The organism is Parviterribacter kavangonensis, from assembly GCF_056863335.1.
Genome location: NZ_JBXPJA010000001.1, coordinates 187807 through 203819, shown reverse-complemented (window position 1 = coordinate 203819; position 16013 = coordinate 187807). Strand labels below are relative to the sequence as shown.

Genomic DNA, 16013 nt, shown 5'->3' with positions numbered 1-16013 from the left:
ACGTTCGGCGCATGCAGCGATCGGCCGGTGGGGTGGAGTACCCGTGGTGGCAGCCGACGGCATCTCGCACGTCCACGAGCGACCTCGCGGCGGTCGCCGGCCGGCCTGCGCCCGCTCCCGCCCCGCCCCCGTTCGGGTCGACGGTCGCCGACGCGGTGGAGGCGTTCTCCGCCGCCGCCGAATCGGGTGGCGTGCTCAACCGCAGCGGCCGCCCGTACCTCCCGAGCGCGCTGCGCGACGTGCGCGGCGCGCTGCGCCACCACGTCGTGCCGGCGCTCGGGCAGCGGCCGCTGCGTGACGTCCGCCGCGAGGACATCCAGGCGCTCGTCGACCGCCTCGGCGCCGAGGGGCTGTCGGAGAGCCGGATCCGGTCCGTCGTGAGCGCCCTGCGCGCGCTCTACGGCTACGCGATCGAGCGCGGTGATGCGGCGGTCAGCCCCGCCGACACGCTGTCCATGCCGGCGGTCGGGCATGCCAGGCCCTCCGAAGACTGGACCGGCTGGGACGACCCGTCCCGGGACGAGGCCACCGACGTGCGCCCGCCGCCCGCGCGCGCCGAGCGCCCGCGCGACGACGCCGCCTTCAGGCCGGTCGTGGAGCTGCCCGCGACGCTGCTGAAGTACGCGCTGCGCAGCGTCTTCGTGCTCTTCGTCGTCGCCGCGCTCGTCGCGCTCCTGGGTTCCGCCTGACGCCCGATGGCCGTCTGGCGACCCGCCACCGCGCCGCCCGGGAGCGGCAGACGGCCGTGCGCTCGCACGGCGTCGCGTCCGCGGTCGCACGCCGCCGCGCGTCCGGCGCTGCCGCCGGTCGCGGCAACGCCGGGCTGGCAGAGGCGTCTCGGGCTGCTCGCCGCCTGCACGGCGCCCGCGGTCCTGCTGCGGATCGGCGGCGCGCACGTGCCGCCGATGCTCGCGGTGCTGGTGTTCGGCGGGGCCGTGATGGCGGCCGCGTTCATCCTCGCCGCCGCGGCCGAGGCCGCCGAGGTCGACCTCTCCCCCGGACTCGCCACCGCGGGCGTGGCGTTCGTCGCCGTGCTGCCGGAGTTCATCATCGAGGCGTACTTCGCGCTGACCGGCCAGGTCGAGTTCGTCACGGCGAGCCTGACGGGCAGCACGCGCCTGCTGCTGAGCTGCGCGGTCGGCATGCCGGCGCTCGCGTCGCTCGTGCTCGTGCGGCGCGGCAAGGCGCCGGTGCAGACCGTCACCCTGCGTCCCGAGCGGCGCCTCGATCTCGCGGTGATCGGGGCGGCGTCGCTGTACGCGCCGCTCGTCGTGCTGCGCGGGCACCTGGCATGGCAGGACGCGATCGTCCTCCTCGGGCTCTACGTGCTGTACATGCGACGGGCGAACTCCGGCGAGCCCGAGCCGCCACATCTCGTCGGGATCTCCGCCGAGCTCGGCCGGATGCCGGCGGCGCGCCGCAAGCGGTGGGTCTCCGGGCTCATGGCGTTCGCCGCGGTCACGGTGCTGCTGACCGCCGAGCCGTTCGCCCACGCGGTGATGATGAGCGGCCAGTCCGCGGGCATCAGCCCCTACCTGCTCGTCCAGTGGCTCGTCCCGCTCGCGACCGAGACGCCGGAGCTGGTGATCGCCTTCGTGCTCGTCCTGCACGAACGCGCGGGGCAGGCGGTCTCCGTCCTGCTCGCTTCGGCCGTGAGCCAGTGGACCTTCGCACTCGGCACGCTCCCGGTCGCCTACGCGCTCGGCGCAGGGCAGGGGCCGCTGGAGCTGCTCGCGCGCGAGCGCGTCGAGGTGCTCCTGACGACCGGGCAGGGACTGCTCGCCGTCGCGGTGCTGATGACGCTGCGCCTCGGCCGCCGCGACGCGGTCCTGATGCTGGCTCTCTTCGTGGCGCAGCTGGCGATCCCGATGGTCGCCGTCCGCGCGATGCTGACCGTCGCGTACCTCACGCTGGCGGCGGACATCCTCGCGTCGGAGCGGCGGGCTATCCCGTTGCTGACGGCTGCGCTGCACGGGCGCGATCCAGCGCCTCGCCGAGCGTCGGGCCGTAGCCGACCTGACCGTTGAGGTGGACGGCGACGAGGCGCAGCCGGGTCACGCCGGTCGCCTGTGAGGTCACGTAGAACGGCTGCGCGTAGAGGAAGCCGTCGCCGATCGGGACGACGCGCAGCCGACCGAGCTGGACGGTGTTGACCGCGCGGTCGCGCAGGTCGGTCGTCTCCTGGTTGAGCAGGCGCAGGCGCTCGCCGATGCCGGGCGCCGCGAAGATCTGGCGGGCCGCCTGGGACGGGCCGAGCACCGCACGCGAGCGCGGGAGGCTGAGCTCGGTCAGCTGCGGGCTGCCCGCCCAGTCGACGCTGCCGGCCAGCCAGCTGCTCATGTTCTCCTGGTTGTGCGGCGTGAACGGCGTGGCCAGCACGAACCGGCGCCGCTGCTCGCCGGGCAGGCGCGCCAGGAGGATCTCCGGGGCCGCGGCGCCGGCGGCACGGCTGACGCGGTTCGCCACCGTGCCGACGCTCTGCACCGCGCCTGAGACGTCCGGCGGGCGCTGCAGAGCGTCCGCGTTCGTGTAGTAGCGGTCGACGTCGGTCGCGTGGTAGGTCTCCCACATCCGCGCCTGGAGGTCGAACAGGGCGCCCGGGTAGCGCAGGTGCGTGCGGAGCTCGGCCGGCATCTCCTCGGAGGGCGTGAACAGCGTGGGGAACGCGCTCGCCCACGCGTGAAGGATCGGGTCCTCCCCCACGCGCGCGTACATCGTCACGGCTCCGCTGGCGGCGTCGACGGTCGCGTCGACCGCCGCCCGGATGTAGTTGACGCGCCGGTGGCCGAGGCTCGTCCGCTCCGAGTAGGGGAACGTGTCGCTCGTCGTGTAGCCGTGGGTGACGTAGACGATGCGTCCTTCGAGCACGACGACGTCGGGATCGGGCTCCCACGTCAGGAACGGCGCCAGCGTGCGGAGCCGATCGCTGACGTCGCGGTGCAGGACGATCCGCGAGCCGGCGGTGAGCGTTCGCGACAGCAGCACGTTGAGGTCGCCGAACCGCAGCGCGAACAGCGCCCGGTGCACGACACGGCCGAGCCCGATGCCGCCGCGATCGTCGTAGTGGTACGGCGTCTCGGGAGCGTCGCCGGGAGCCGGCTGCTCGACCTCGTCGCGATGGCTGTCGGCGATCACCCACGGCTGCGCGAGCCGAGGCTGCTCGCCGAAGTAGACCCGAGGCTGGCGCACCAGCGTCGCCCCCTCGCCCTGCCCGAAGCCGGCGTTGAGGAACGTCGGCTTGCCCGCAGCGTCGACGCCACCCGCCGGCACCGCGACGACGCCGTAGCCGTGCGTGTAGGCGAGGTGATCGTTCGCCCACGTCCGGCCGTCGCGGTTGAGCCGGCGGAGGTCGAGCTCGCGGGCGGCGAGCAGCACCGTCCTGCGCTCGCCGCCGGCGACGCGGTAGCGGTCGGTCGTGACGCTGCGGAAGCGGTAGTACGAGCCGAGCGACTGCTGCTGGTCGATCTCCCGGCGCAGGACGTCCTCGTCCCACAGCGACAGGTCCTCGAGGACGTCTCGGTTCGCGGCGAGCTCCTCCTCCGACACGACGCCGCCGGCGACGTCCGCACGCTCCGCCACGCGGTCGAGGCCGTACGCGAGGCGGGTCATGCGGATCGAGTCCGCGAGGTAGGGCCGCTCGCGACTCAGCGTCTGCGGATCGACGAAGACGCGCTGGACGACCGACGACAGCATCGCCGGGTTCAGCAGCTCGGCCGCGACCACGACCACCACGACGACCGCGGGGATCGCACGCGACAGGCGGACCGCGGCGTACACCAGCGCGGCGGCGCCCAGCGCCATCATCACGACGAGGGCGCGCATCCATGGCAGGCGGACGTGGATGTCGGTGTAGCCGGCGCCGTTGGCCATCCCGTCTTCGTGCGGCAGCACGAGCCCGAACTGCCGCAGGCGGTGCTGCCACGCGAGGACGAGCAGCAACGCGGCTCCGAGCAGCAATACGTGCCGGTGGGCTCCGCGGTTCGCCGAGACCGGCGGAGGCCTGAGCCGGATCGCGCCCGTGGCGGCGTGTCCCGCGATGGCGACGGCGAGCGCCAGGCCGAGCGTCAGCAGCAGCCACGCCGTCACCTTCTGCTCGACCGGCAACGTGAAGACGTAGAAGCCGGCATCGCGATGGAACAGCGGGTCGGTGACGCCGAAGTCGCCGCGGTGGCGCCACAGCAGCAGCTGCTGCCACGTCGCGTGCCCCACCTCGAGCGTGACGAACACGCCCGCGCCGGCAGCGACGGCCGCACAAGCCGGAACGAGCCCGCGCCGCACGGACCGCGACGGACGCCGGGGCGCGGCGCGCACGACCATGCGGAGGTTCGCGAGCAGCAAGCCGGTGGTCGCGAGGCCGAACGCGATCCCCGCCACCCACCGGCTCGCGATGATCGTCCAGTAGCCGCGCTCCTGGCCGACCTCGCGGAACCACAGCCAGTCGGTCTCGACCAGGGCGATCATGCGCCCGACCAGCGCCAGCAGGCCGAGCACGAGGAGCACCACCGCGGCCCGCCCGCGCGGGCGCAGCCACCACGGCCTTCCGCGACGCGGTCGCTGGTGATCGGCACGGCTCCGCATCGGCGTCACGACGATGCTCGCGCCCGCACGTAGGCGCGCCAACCACCGCTGGTGATCGCGTGATCGGGGCGCGTTGTTGCCGCGTGGGCGAGGCGCGGTTTGCTGAGCGGAGTGGTCGCCGAGAAGCTCGAGCTCGTCCTGGCAGACGGCAGGCGGGTGGCGCTCGCGGAGGGCGCCACGATCGGCCGCGCGCCCGGCAGCACCATCCAGATCCCGGACCCCTCGGTGTCCCGGCAGCACGCGCGCATCGCGCGCGCCGACGATGGTCGCCTCCTGCTCGAGGACGCCGGCTCGACCTACGGGACGTGGGTCGACGGGCGCCGTGCGACCGGGCGGGTCGAGCTGCACGACGGCACGACGATCGCCCTCGGCGACGTGGAACTGCGCGTCGAACGCACGAGACGGGCCTCGGAGGCCGGGCTCACGCTCGTCGTCCCGGCCGATGCGACCTCGCCCGGGCCCCATCCGCACCTACGGCCGGGGTTCGCGCTGAAGCGGCTCGAGGCGTCCGAGGGCGAGCGGCGTTGGGTCCTGCGGGACCTGGGCTCGGACCGGTTCGTGCGGATGTCGGGCGCCGACGCCGAGCTGCTCCGGCTGCTCGACGGGCGGCGACCGCTGCCCGAGCTCGTCGCGGAGGCTGCTCGCCGGCAGGGCGAGCATGGTCCCGCGCGGCTCGCGCGACTGCTCGCGGAGCTCGGCGAGCGCGGCCTGCTCGCCGGCGTCGAAGGCGAGCAGGCGGCGGATGGCGCGCGCGGCGGCCGCGTGAGGCGGCTCATGACACCCAGGTTCTGGACGTGGCCCGGCGCCGGAGAGACGTTCGACCGCCTCTACCGCGGCGGTGGCCGCGTGCTGCTGACGCGGCCCGCGCTCATGGCCATCGCCGCGGTGGCGCTGGCCGGCCTTGTCGTGTTCCCGTGGCTCACGATCGCGCGGTACGGCACGCCGTTCGTGGTCGCGCAGCGCGTGGGGTTCGGCGCGCTCGTGTTCCTCGTCGGGCGCTTCGCGCTCGTGGCCCTGCACGAGACCGCGCACGGCCTCGTCATGCGCCATTACGGACGCCGTGTCGACCGCGCCGGCGTGAAGATCGTCGGGATCTTCCCGTACGCGTTCGTCGACACCTCCGAAGCGTGGTTCGAGCCGCGCCGGCGGCGCATCGCGATCTCCGGGGCGGGGCCGGTGTCGGACTTCACCGCGGGCGCCGGCTTCGCGCTCTGCTGCCTGGCAACGCCGGCCGGAAGCCTGCGCGACGTGTTCTTCCAGCTGTCGTTCGGTGCGTACCTCGGCGGGTGCCTGAACCTCAACCCGTTCGTCGAGCGCGACGGCTATCACGTGCTCGTCGACGTGCTGCGCGAGCCCGGCCTGCGCAAACGGGCCCGCTCGCAGCTTGCGCGGCGGCTCGCCGGCGCCGCCGGCGCGGACGAATCCCGCGTGCTGGGCCGCTACGCGGTGTTCGGCTTCGCGTGGTCCGTGTTCACGGCAGGCCTGGCCACGGTGGTCATGGCCGGGCGCGTGCACATGGTGGCCGCAACGGCCCCGCCGGAGGCCGTTTGGGCGGTCGCCGCGAGTTCCTGTGCACTGCTGCTCCTGCCGACGCTCGCGCTGGTCACGGTGTCGCTGCGGGCCCGCCGGCGACTCCGGAGGTCCAGCGCGTGACGGCTGGGCAGGCCGAGGCGGCAGCCCGGCTGCTCGAGCGCCTGCTCTCCGATCCCGGCTACCGCACGCAGTTCCGCCGGAACCCCGTCATCGCCTCGCGGGCGGCAGGCCTGGACGAGCTCGCCGACGAGCTCGCCGTCGGCGGCGCCCGGCCGTTCCAGACCCTCGACGACCGCGAGTCGCGCTCCGGACTGGCCGGCGTGTTCATCGCGGCCGCGCTCGAGGGAGCGGCGATCTTCGAGCTCTCCCGTGAGATCCTGCCCGACATCGGCGACCTTCCGCCCGCGGTCGGCGACGTGCTCTCGCACCTCCATCTGCCGGCGGTCGCCGAGGCCCGGGCCGCGACGTACGACCGCCACGCCGCAGGCCAGTTCAGGGCGGTTGCGGCCGCCGACCCGCCCCACGGCGGAGGGTCGGGCCACGGCCTCGCGGCCGCGCTGCTGAACGACCACCAGGTCACGCTGGACGCCAGCGGGCTGGCCGACTTCCGTGGCGGTCACATGGACAGCCGCCTCGTCTCGGTGCTCGAGAGCATCGCCCGCGATCACCGCATCACGGTCTCGGCGACGAAGTCCGACCACCCGAAGTTCACGACCGGCGGCAGCATCTCCAACCACTTCTACGGCCGGGCCGTCGACATCGCGACGATCGACGGCCGGCCCGTCGGGCCCGGCAACGAGACGGCGCGCAGGATCGCGCTCGCGCTGTCGAAGCTGCCCGCGAGCATCCGCCCGACCGAGATCGGCTCGCCCTGGGCGCTGCCGGGAGCGGCGTACTTCACCGACGCCGCCCACCAGAACCACCTCCACGTCGGGTTCGACGACCCAGTGCCGGCGGGCTGGAAGCCGCCCGAGCAGGTCGCCGCCGACTCGGTGGCGACCGACGACGACTCGGGTGACGTGCCCGACAGCGACACGCCGAACGACGATCCGCCGCTGCCCGCCGACGACGACGAGCAGCCTTTGCGGTCGGCGCTCGGGCCCGATGAGGGGCCCAGCCCGGAGGACTCGGACGACGAGGACGACGAGCCCGGCGGCCTCGAGGACCCCGGCGGCGACACCGACGCGGAGGCCGACGACGAGTCCGACTCAGACGAGGACGGCGAGTCCGGCGACGACGAGGGATCCGGTGACGACGAGGACGAGGACGAGGACGAGGACGACGAGCCCGAGGAGGACGACAGCACCGACGGCGACGACGGCTCCGACGGCGACGACGCGGACTCCGGCTCGGATGGCGACGACTCCGACTCGGACTCGGACGCGCCCGACGCCGATGCGGACGTGCCGGACGAGCCCGACCTCGACGCCGCCCCGGGCGACTACCCGGGCGACGACGCCGGGCGGTCCGACCTGGCCGCGTGGATGGCGGCCGCCGCGAAGCGCCGAGGGCTACCGCCCGAGCTGCCGGTCATGGCGGCACTCGTCGAATCCGGGCTCGCGAACCTCGACCACGGTGACGCCGACTCGGTCGGGTTCTTCCAGATGCGCACGAGCATCTGGGACAACGCGGACTACGCCGGCTATCCCGACGAGCCGCAGCTGCAGCTCGACTGGTTCCTCGACCACGCCGAGGCGGTCAAGCAGCAGCGCCTCGCCGCCGGACTGGCTGTCGACGACCCCTCCGCCTACGGCGAGTGGATCGCCGACGTCGAGCGTCCCGCGGCCCAGTACCGCGGGCGCTACCAGCTCCGGCTCGCCGAGGCGCGTGGCCTCCTGAAGGGCTAGTCGCCCTCCTCGTCGTCACTCGGATCGTCCGAGCGCGAGTCGCCGACGCCGGAGTCGTCGGAGCCGGACCGGTCCGCCGGCGTGCGCTGCTCTCTCGTGGCCGGCGGGCCGGCCTGCGGCACGACCGCGAGCACGGCGTCGAGACGGGCGCGGGCGGCCGGGATCTCCGCGGTCGCCGCGAGGTAGGCCTTCGCATCGTCGGAGCGCGCCGCGCGGGCGGCGCGCCGGTAGACGGAAGCCCCATCGCGCAGCGCGGCGACCAGCTCGACGTTGGCGTCGCGGCCGGGGGGCCCGGGGTCGAGCCGCGAGAGCTGGTTCGCCACGGCGTCGTACACGCCGGCGAGCGTCCGCGCCGCAGTGGCCCGGGCCGCGGGGTCAGGTGCGGACGTCAGCCTCGGCCCCTGCGTTCGCTCGACGTCCTGCAGGCTGCTGCTCGCGGAGGCCACGGCACGCGTGTACGAGGCCCCGGTCCCGCTCGTCGGTGCCTGTGCTTCGGCCGCCGTCTCGCGCGCGGGCGTCACCGCCGCCGTCCGCTCGGGTCCCCCCGCCGTCCTCCCAGCGCCACCCCCCGTGCCGCCGAACGCGGCAGCGGCAACGGCGGAGACGGCGAGCGTGCCGATCGCGATGCGGCGGAGCCTGCGAGCGCGACCCGGGCCCGCCGAAGGCTCGGCCGGAAGCGGCGCCGTGGCGGGCGTCTCGGCGGCAAGCGGGCGCAGCGCCCGGCGCGGGGCGACGGTCGCCGCAAGGGGCGCGACCGCCTCGGGGGGCGGCAGCAGGTGCGGCGTGATGGCGGCTGCCCGGCGCCAGCGCGGCCCGGCCAGGTGCAGCGCGATCTCCTCGAGCTCGTCCCACGCCCGGGCCGCCGTCTGCGTCCGCTCCGCGGGGTCCTTGCGGACGAGCTGGTCGATCCACGCCGACAGCTCCGCCCCGGCCGAGGGCTCGACGTCGCGCACGGACGGGACCGGGTCGTTGACCTGCCGCATGAGGACGCCCATCGGGTCGTCGGTGTCATCGAACGGCGTGCGGCCGGCGATCAACTCGAAGGTGAGCATCCCGGTCGAGTAGAGGTCGGTCCACGGCCCCACCTCCTTGCCCATGGCCTGCTCCGGCGCCATGTACAGCGGCGTGCCGACCGTGTTGCCCGCCACCGTCAGCGACGCGGTCAGCGCCGCAGCGCCGGTGGCCTTGGCGATGCCGAAGTCGGCCACCTTCACGCGGCCGTCGGAGGTCAGCAGGACGTTCTCGGGCTTGAGGTCGCGATGGACGATGCCGCGGCGCTCGGCGTAGGCCAGCGCGGAGAGGATCCCCTCCAGGACGCCGGCGATCTGCGGCAGCGACAGGTCGCCGACCAGCGGGCGCAGCGACCCGCCCTCGACGTACTCCATGGCGATGTACGGAACGCCGTCGGACTCGAAGTAGTCGTGGACGGTGACGACGTTCGGGTGGCCGAGCGATCCGGTCAGCCGCGACTCGCGGAGGAAGCGGCGGACGGCGTTGCCGTCGGCGCGGCGCAGGCCGCTCAGCTCCTTGAGCGCGACGATCCGCTGCAGGTCGAGCTGACGGGCGCGGTACACGGTTGCCATCCCGCCCTCGCCGACCACGTCGAGGATCTCGTAGCCCCCGACCGTCCTGGCCGACACGCCGTCGCGACGACGCGATAGCTCGCGCTTGTTGTCACGGGTCCGGGCGCCCGGTTCGCTAGAAGGCATGCCCGCGCCTCGCTCCCTCTGGTTCTTCAAGCACGCCGTCGCGATGTGCCGCATCACGGCGTCGCGGCGCACGCTCGTGGGCGTGGGGTTGCTGGCGGTCGCGCTGGCGGTGGTCGCCCATGCCGTCGGCGCCGACACCGCCGGCCTCGCCGGCCTCCAGCCGGCCGCGCTGAGCAGCGTGCTCGCCCCCGCCGGTGACGAGTAGGCCGTTCATCGGCGCGCCCGCTCCCGCGCGCCGCCCGCGACGTCGCGCGCGTAGTCCCACGCCTTGCGCGACTGCTCTGCGACGACGTCGCGCCACACGCCGAAGCGGCGCAGCATCCGCCGGACCCACACGGCAGCGATCGTCACGACGGCGAGCATCAGCCCGAGCGCGACCAGCCCGAGCCACGTTGGGAGGAGGGGCGCTGCCGACTGGTTGTCGTCCTGATCGTCCGGGTCCGCTCGGCCGCCGGTGCCGTCGCTGTTCTCCTGCTCGTCCGGCTCGTTCTCGTCCTCCTCGCCGAACAGCCAGTCAAGGCTGATAGCCGCGGGCGCTGCCGCGGCCGGGGGGACGGCCGTGGCGGACGCCGGCGTCGCGCCCCGGACGCAGACGGCGATCGCGAGGACGACGGCGGCGACGGCTCCCGCGGTGCGCAGAGGGCTCACGTCTCGCTCCGCCGCGTGGCGAACACGATCGTGTTGTCGCGGTAGTGGCCCGTCTGCGCGTCGAACGAGCCGCCGCACGTGATGAGTCGCAGCGCGGCCGGGCCGACGGCCCGGTAGACGCGGTGCGTCGGGAAGCGGTCCTTGGGCCAGCGTGCGACGCCGTCGACGCGGTAGAGCAGCGTGCTGCCGTCCGCGCGCCGGACGTAGATCGGATCGTCGCGGCGCAGCTCTCCGAGCCGGTAGAAGACGGCGGGGCCGGACGTCGAGTCGACGTGGCCGGCGATGACGGCGGGGCCGTGCTCGCCGGGGCGGGGACCGCCGGTGTACCAGCCGGCGTTCTCCCAGCTCTGCGGCACCTCGAGCTGGTGGTCAACCGTGAGCCCGAGCGGGACGAGCGACGCGTCGACGCCGATGGTCGGGATCCGGATCGACCGCGGCAGCGACGCTCGGCGGCGGCGTGCCAGGACGGCGCGCGGCTCCTGTGCCCCGACGTTCGATGCCTGCGGTGCCGCGCCGGTCGGGGCCGTCACCGCTGCGGGGGGTGCCACCGGCGGTACGGAGGCGGGGACGTCACCGGCCGACCACCGCCCGACGAGGCCGGCACCGGCCAAGGCGACGGCGCCCGACACCGCCAGACTCGTAGCCCGGCGGTGTCGGAGCAGGCGGGCGGGGGGCAGGCTCACGCCTGCGTGCGCCGCCGCGGGGTCAGCGTCAGCGCGCCGCCGGCGACCCCGAGCAGGAGCAGGCCGCCGCCCGCCCCGAGCAGCGCCGCGGGCGCGTCCGTGTCGCGTGCCGAGGTGCCGCCGGCGCCCGCGCCGACGCCGCCATGCGGGACGACCGACACTTGACGCGCGACCGGGACGAACCTCGCCTGCGGGCTGGCGGGAGTCCGCGTGACCGGCCGCGCCTTCGGGGCGGGCTGACCCGCCTTCGGGGCGGGCTGACCGTCGCGGGTGACCGGCGCGTTCGTCGTCCGCAAGGGCTTCGGCGTCTCGACCGGCAGCGGTGCTGCCGGGGCCGGCGTGGGCGTCTGCTCCGGAGGCTGCACCGGCTGGGTCACGACGGGGACCGGTTGCTCGGCGGGCGGCGGCGGGGGCGGGGGCGACGCGTCGTCGTCCTCGCCGGCGTACGCGTGAGGCGCGAAGGCCATCGAGAGCGCTACCGCGACGGGCGTCGTCGCCGTGAGAATCTGCCTGAGCATGGTGCCTCCTGTGAGCATCGGAAGATCGACGCTACGGGCGCTCGGGCGCACAACAAGACGCCGCGAGTCTCACGTGATCGGTCCTACCTGCGCGGAGGGTCGATTCGCAGGATCCGGTCGTCGCCGGGGTGCACGACTCCGCGCCCGTCGCGATTGCTCGTCAGCGCGTACAGCGCTCCGCCCGGCCCCTCGACCACGGTGCGCAGACGTCCGTAGCGCCCGGCCAGCAGCGGCTCGTCGTGGACGATGCGGGCCCCTGAGAACGTGAGCCGGCGCAGCTGCGCGCCGCGGAGGCAGGCGAAGACGAACGAACCCGTCCATGCCGAGCCCGGACCGGTCACGAACGTCGCGCCCGACGGAGCGACCGCATCGCGGTAGAGCTCGAGCGGAGCCGCGAAGCCGGCCTGACCGATGCCATGGGCACGCGGCCAGCCGTAGTCGGCCCCCTCGGCGATCGCGTTGACCTCGTCATCTGCGGAGACGCCGTCGACGTCGTCGCTCGGGCCGTGGTCCGTCGCGAGGAGACGGCCGGTCCCGGGCTCCCAGTCGAAGCCCTGGGGGTTGCGCAACCCACTCGCGATGATCACGGGTCGTCCTCCATCGCCGCGGTACTCGTCCGGTGTCAGCGCCAGCAGCTTGCCGTTGAGCGAGTCCGGCCGCTGGGCGAGCTCGCCGTCGCCCGCGTCGCCAGTCGCGATGTAGAGGCGCTCATCCGGCCCGAACGCGATCCGGCCGCTGTCGTGCACCGCCCCCGCCGCGATGCCCTCGACGAGCGAGCGCTCCCGGTGCAGCGTGCCGCCGGCGAAGCGCCGGCGCTCGAGCCGCATGCCCGCGGCCGTCGTGTAGTAGAGGTAGACGAAGCGGTTCGTGCTGAACCGCGGGTCGACGGCGAGGCCGAGCAGGCCGCCTTCGCCGCGGGCGCTGACGCGGACGGTCGCCACCGGCCGACGCTGCAGCCTGCCGTCACGGCTCAGCAGCCGAACGCGGCCGGGCCGCTCGTTGACGAGCGCGCGGCCATCGGGCAGGAACGCGATGTCCCACGGGATCGCCAGCCCGCGCGCGACGGTCCCCACGCGGGGGCGCGCCTCGAGGTCGCAGCGGTCGGTCTCCGGGCAGCTGCGCACGACCCGCACCTCCGGGATGCCGTGACGCCAGCGCAGGTCGAGCAGCAGCGACGCCGCGTTGTTGCCGTAGTAGAGCTCCTGCAGCCGGCGGTCGGCGTTGACCTCCTGGACGAGGACGTACCGGCCGGCCGCCAGACCGGAGAGCAGCAGGTACTGGCCCTCGAGGTTCGCGTCGTAGTCGTCGCCCCACCCCACCGAGATGCCCTCCTGGATGCCGAGCAGGCCGGTGTCGCCGAGGCCGCAGCGCCCGCGCCAGCGCGGGCGCTCGGACGCGGACCCGGGGACGCCGTCGCTCTTGGGGTAGCGGTCGCCCACGCAGAAGCCGGTCTTCTTGTCCTGCACGACCGCAGCCGCGCTCCCGGCCCTGCGCAGCTCGTAGCGGTCGAAGCCGAGCAGGTGCCAATGGCGGTGGTCCCGCGAGACCGTGAACCGCAGCGTGGCCACCCCGGGGACCACCCGCCCGGGTGCGCCGTCGCGCTCGACGATCTGGTCGCCGGTCATCATGGGCTCGCTCGGTGAGCGGTGGCCGTCGATGATGAGGGGGCCGTCGCCGACGTTCGCGATCGCCGAGCGGAAGCCGAGCCGGTACACCGGCTGCTGCACGCTGCCGCCGCGCGTGATGACGAGGTCCGACGGCGTCGCCTGGTCGAGGTCGGGCAGGCGTTCGCCGCCAGCGGCGCCCGCGGCGGTGCGGCCGGCGAGCAGCAGGACGGCGGCTCCCGCGGCGAGCGCGGCGAGGGTTGGCAAGAGGCGCAGGGCGAGGACTCGCGTCATGCGGCGCGACGCTAGATCGCGGTGCTCGCGCCTTGGGGGTGGCGAAGCCCCCCAGGGCTCCCGCAGGGGCGCGTCCGCGCGCGGGGCCGCCTTGAAGCTTGGGTTCACGGCCGTCAGGACCGGCCAGATGCACGACCACCACCCAGGATCTCGCGAAAGGAGACCGACCCATGGTTCGACTCAGAACCGTTCTCCCGCTGGCCGCCGGCGCCGCGCTCGCCCTCCCCGGGGCCGCCATGGCGGGCAGCGACGCCCCGCCGACCCTGCCCGCGATCGTCAACGTGCCGATGGTGCGCACGGCGGCGTCGCTCGACGATGCCTCGAGCGCGGTCGAGTCCGGTGACGGCGCAGGCGCGGTGAACCCGCTGAAGGCCGTACGCCGCAACCTCATCCGCTCGTACCTCGGCGCCCGGTACATCCTCGCCCACCCGCCGGCCCCGCCGGCCGAGGAGGGGCGCGCGAGGGCCGCCACCTACAAGTTCATGGCCCGCAGGGCCATCCGCAAGTCCCACCGCCGGAACTTCCGCGGCGGCAAGCACATCAGCTGGATCACCGCGCGCAAGAGCGACGACGGCCCCGCCGGCCCCGTCATCGCCGACGGCCCAACCGCGGTGTTCGCCGTGCTCACCAACCAGTACGAGGCCGCGACGACGGCGGTCAACCTGATGGGTGACACGACCGGCGCGCTGCTCAACCGCGTCCAGACGACGCTGAACACGTCGATCATCCTCCGCAACCGCCTCGTCAACGCGGTCCACGCCGCCGAGCCGGCTCCGCCTGCCGAGGAAGGCCGCGCCCGCGCCGCCCAGGAGGAGGGCGAGGTCCCGACCTACGCGCCCCTGATGCCGGGCCTCAACACGCTGATCGACGACGAGATCCAGCAGATGCAGGCGGCGGTCGAGAACACGACGACTCCGGCTGCGGCGAAGACCGCGCTGGCCGCCGCCATCGCGGCGGACAAGCAGATCGAGGCCAAGGTCACCACGTGGTGGCCGCCGGCGCCCGCCGAGGGCTGATCCCTCCGCACCTACCGGAACGTCGAGGCCCCGGGGCTCAGGCCCCGGGGCCTTCTTCATGCCCGCTCACCGCAGCGCGGCGGCGGCGTCGACGAGGCCGTTCCCGTAGGCCGGGTCGAAGCCGGGCGCGCCGGCGTCGCGCGCGGTCTGCTCGATGCGCTGCTCGACGGCGTCCGGCGACGGGTGGCCGCCGAGGCGACGCGTGCCGAGCAGCAGCGCGGCGATGCCTGTCACGTGCGGCGTCGCCATCGACGTCCCGTAGTAGCCGGTGGGCAGCGAGAAGCTGTCGCGGTCGAGCTCGGAGGCGAAGGTCTGCTGGTAGATCGACGACGGCGCGGCGCCGGGACGGCAGTGCGTCGCGTCCCATCCGTCGGCCCCGGGCTCCGCGTCCTTGCCGCCCCCCGGCGCAACGACGTCAACGTCCGGGCTCTGGTTCGAGTACGACGCCCGGCAACCGGTTCGCGTCGTCGCGCCGACCGCGATCACGTGCGGCGCTCGACCCGGGTAGGGCACGCGGGTCCCCCGTCCGTTGCCGGCCACGGCAACGACCACGATGCCCTCGCGGTACGCGAGCCGCAGCGCCGCCATGAGGTCGGGCAGCTGTCGCGCACCGACGCTCGCAGGGAACTCGAGGCTGAGGTTGATGACGTCGGCGCCATGTGCGACCGCGTACCGGATGCCACGGGAGATCGTGCGCGCGTCGCCGTCGCCCTGCTCGTCGAGCGTCCGCACCGGCATGATGCGCGCCTCGTACGCGATGCCCGCCGTGCCGATGCCGTTGCCCGTCGCGGCGGCGATCGTCCCGGCCACGTGCGTCCCGTGGCCGTTGAGGTCGAACGGGAACCGGTCGTCATCGACGAAGTCGCGGCCGGGAACGAACCGCTCGAGATCGGGCGCGCGGCGGTACCGGGCGAACTTGCGGTACGCCACGCCCGTGTCGAGCACCGCGACCGTGACGCCGCTGCCGCCAGGAGCGCCACGCTGCGCGGCCATCTGCCACGCGTCCGGCACGTCGATCCCGTACTGGTCCCAGAAGTTCCACTGCAAGCGGTATCCAGGGTCGTCGGGCTCGAGGCCGCTCGCGTGCGCCAGGTAGTTCGGCACGGCGGTGGCGACGCGCGGGTCGCGGCGCAGCCGTGCGGCCGCGGCGTCAACGGTCTCGCCACGCCGCGTGGCGACGGGGACCGGCGCGGCCGCATCGCGGTACCGCACGAGAACCTCGCCGGCGACATGGGTGGGCGTCGCGGTGGCCACCGCAGGCACGAGCAGCGACAGCGCCAGCGCGGCGCCGAGGAACGCGGGCTTGGAGCGAAGCATGCCGTCGAGGCTCTCGCGCACGCCCGCGCGCGCGCGAGCCTCCACACCCCTTGGGAACCGGCAGGAGCCCTGCGTCGGTGCGGTTTCCGCACGGTTCCCGCACGAGTACCGCGTCCTGCGGAATCCGTTCCGCTGCGGACTCGAAACCGCGCGGATTCCGTCGGGCGCGAGAGACGCCTCGAGGAAGCCGTGCAGCTCCGCCGGAAGACTCAACCTCGACCAGAACCTCAAGGTCGGAGCGCCGTGGACCTTCGGTATCGCCTGAG

Annotated in this window: 13 protein-coding genes; 6 read left to right on the top strand and 7 right to left on the bottom strand. The window is 74.4% G+C overall.

From position 1 onward, the window contains the following. Positions 1-11: 11 nt before the first annotated feature. Together AC1UE4_RS00955 and AC1UE4_RS00950 are read left to right on the top strand one after the other, a co-directional pair. The gene (locus AC1UE4_RS00955; RefSeq protein ID WP_482915347.1) at positions 12-689 is read left to right on the top strand and encodes a site-specific integrase; all 678 of its coding nucleotides are present in this window, start codon (positions 12-14) and stop codon (positions 687-689) included. Positions 690-695: 6 nt separating this feature from the next. Then, the gene (locus AC1UE4_RS00950; RefSeq protein ID WP_482915346.1) at positions 696-2027 is read left to right on the top strand and encodes a calcium:cation antiporter family protein; all 1332 of its coding nucleotides are present in this window, start codon (positions 696-698) and stop codon (positions 2025-2027) included. Here the strand turns inward: AC1UE4_RS00950 and AC1UE4_RS00945 are convergent. Then, positions 1945-4500 (bottom strand): UPF0182 family protein, encoded by a 2556-nt coding sequence (locus tag AC1UE4_RS00945; RefSeq protein WP_482915345.1) that lies wholly within the window; start codon positions 4498-4500, stop codon positions 1945-1947. The two genes, AC1UE4_RS00950 and AC1UE4_RS00945, sit on opposite strands and share 83 nt — an antisense overlap. Before the next feature lie 189 nt (positions 4501-4689). Here AC1UE4_RS00945 and AC1UE4_RS00940 point away from each other — a divergent pair, with 189 nt between their 5' ends. Together AC1UE4_RS00940 and AC1UE4_RS00935 are read left to right on the top strand one after the other, a co-directional pair. Further along, the gene (locus tag AC1UE4_RS00940) at positions 4690-6231 is read left to right on the top strand and encodes an FHA domain-containing protein (protein WP_482915344.1); all 1542 of its coding nucleotides are present in this window, start codon (positions 4690-4692) and stop codon (positions 6229-6231) included. Next, positions 6228-7958: a hypothetical protein gene (locus AC1UE4_RS00935; protein ID WP_482915343.1), complete on the top strand. Its 1731-nt coding sequence runs from the start codon at positions 6228-6230 to the stop codon at positions 7956-7958. Before AC1UE4_RS00940 ends, AC1UE4_RS00935 begins: the two co-directional genes overlap by 4 nt. Here AC1UE4_RS00935 and AC1UE4_RS00930 read toward each other — a convergent pair. Next, positions 7955-9598, bottom strand: coding sequence for a serine/threonine-protein kinase (locus tag AC1UE4_RS00930; RefSeq protein WP_482915342.1), 1644 nt, complete (start codon positions 9596-9598; stop codon positions 7955-7957). The genes AC1UE4_RS00935 and AC1UE4_RS00930 overlap by 4 nt on opposite strands. A 67-nt stretch (positions 9599-9665) precedes the next feature. Between AC1UE4_RS00930 and AC1UE4_RS00925 the strand changes: the two genes are divergently transcribed. Continuing rightward, complete coding sequence (locus tag AC1UE4_RS00925; protein WP_482915341.1) at positions 9666-9872, top strand: hypothetical protein; 207 nt, start codon at positions 9666-9668, stop codon at positions 9870-9872. Positions 9873-9877: 5 nt separating this feature from the next. Here the strand turns inward: AC1UE4_RS00925 and AC1UE4_RS00920 are convergent, their stop codons facing one another. The 4 genes from AC1UE4_RS00920 to AC1UE4_RS00905 all read right to left on the bottom strand — a co-directional run bounded on the left by AC1UE4_RS00920 (position 9878) and on the right by AC1UE4_RS00905 (position 13414). Continuing rightward, a complete protein-coding gene (locus AC1UE4_RS00920; RefSeq protein WP_482915340.1) occupies positions 9878-10315 on the bottom strand; it encodes a hypothetical protein in 438 nt (145 codons plus the stop codon). After that, positions 10312-10863: a class F sortase gene (locus tag AC1UE4_RS00915; protein ID WP_482915339.1), complete on the bottom strand. Its 552-nt coding sequence runs from the start codon at positions 10861-10863 to the stop codon at positions 10312-10314. The genes AC1UE4_RS00920 and AC1UE4_RS00915 overlap by 4 nt, the downstream gene beginning before the upstream one ends. A gap of 131 nt (positions 10864-10994) precedes the next feature. Continuing rightward, positions 10995-11516 (bottom strand): hypothetical protein, encoded by a 522-nt coding sequence (locus AC1UE4_RS00910; RefSeq protein WP_482915338.1) that lies wholly within the window; start codon positions 11514-11516, stop codon positions 10995-10997. Between the two features lie 83 nt (positions 11517-11599). Beyond that, complete coding sequence (locus AC1UE4_RS00905; protein WP_482915337.1) at positions 11600-13414, bottom strand: PQQ-dependent sugar dehydrogenase; 1815 nt, start codon at positions 13412-13414, stop codon at positions 11600-11602. Between the two features lie 170 nt (positions 13415-13584). Here AC1UE4_RS00905 and AC1UE4_RS00900 point away from each other — a divergent pair, with 170 nt between their 5' ends. Further along, positions 13585-14430, top strand: coding sequence for a hypothetical protein (locus AC1UE4_RS00900; RefSeq protein ID WP_482915336.1), 846 nt, complete (start codon positions 13585-13587; stop codon positions 14428-14430). 66 nt (positions 14431-14496) lie between these two features. Here the strand turns inward: AC1UE4_RS00900 and AC1UE4_RS00895 are convergent, their stop codons facing one another. Then, a complete protein-coding gene (locus AC1UE4_RS00895; RefSeq protein WP_482915335.1) occupies positions 14497-15747 on the bottom strand; it encodes a S8 family serine peptidase in 1251 nt (416 codons plus the stop codon). Between the last annotated feature and the right edge of the window lie 266 nt (positions 15748-16013).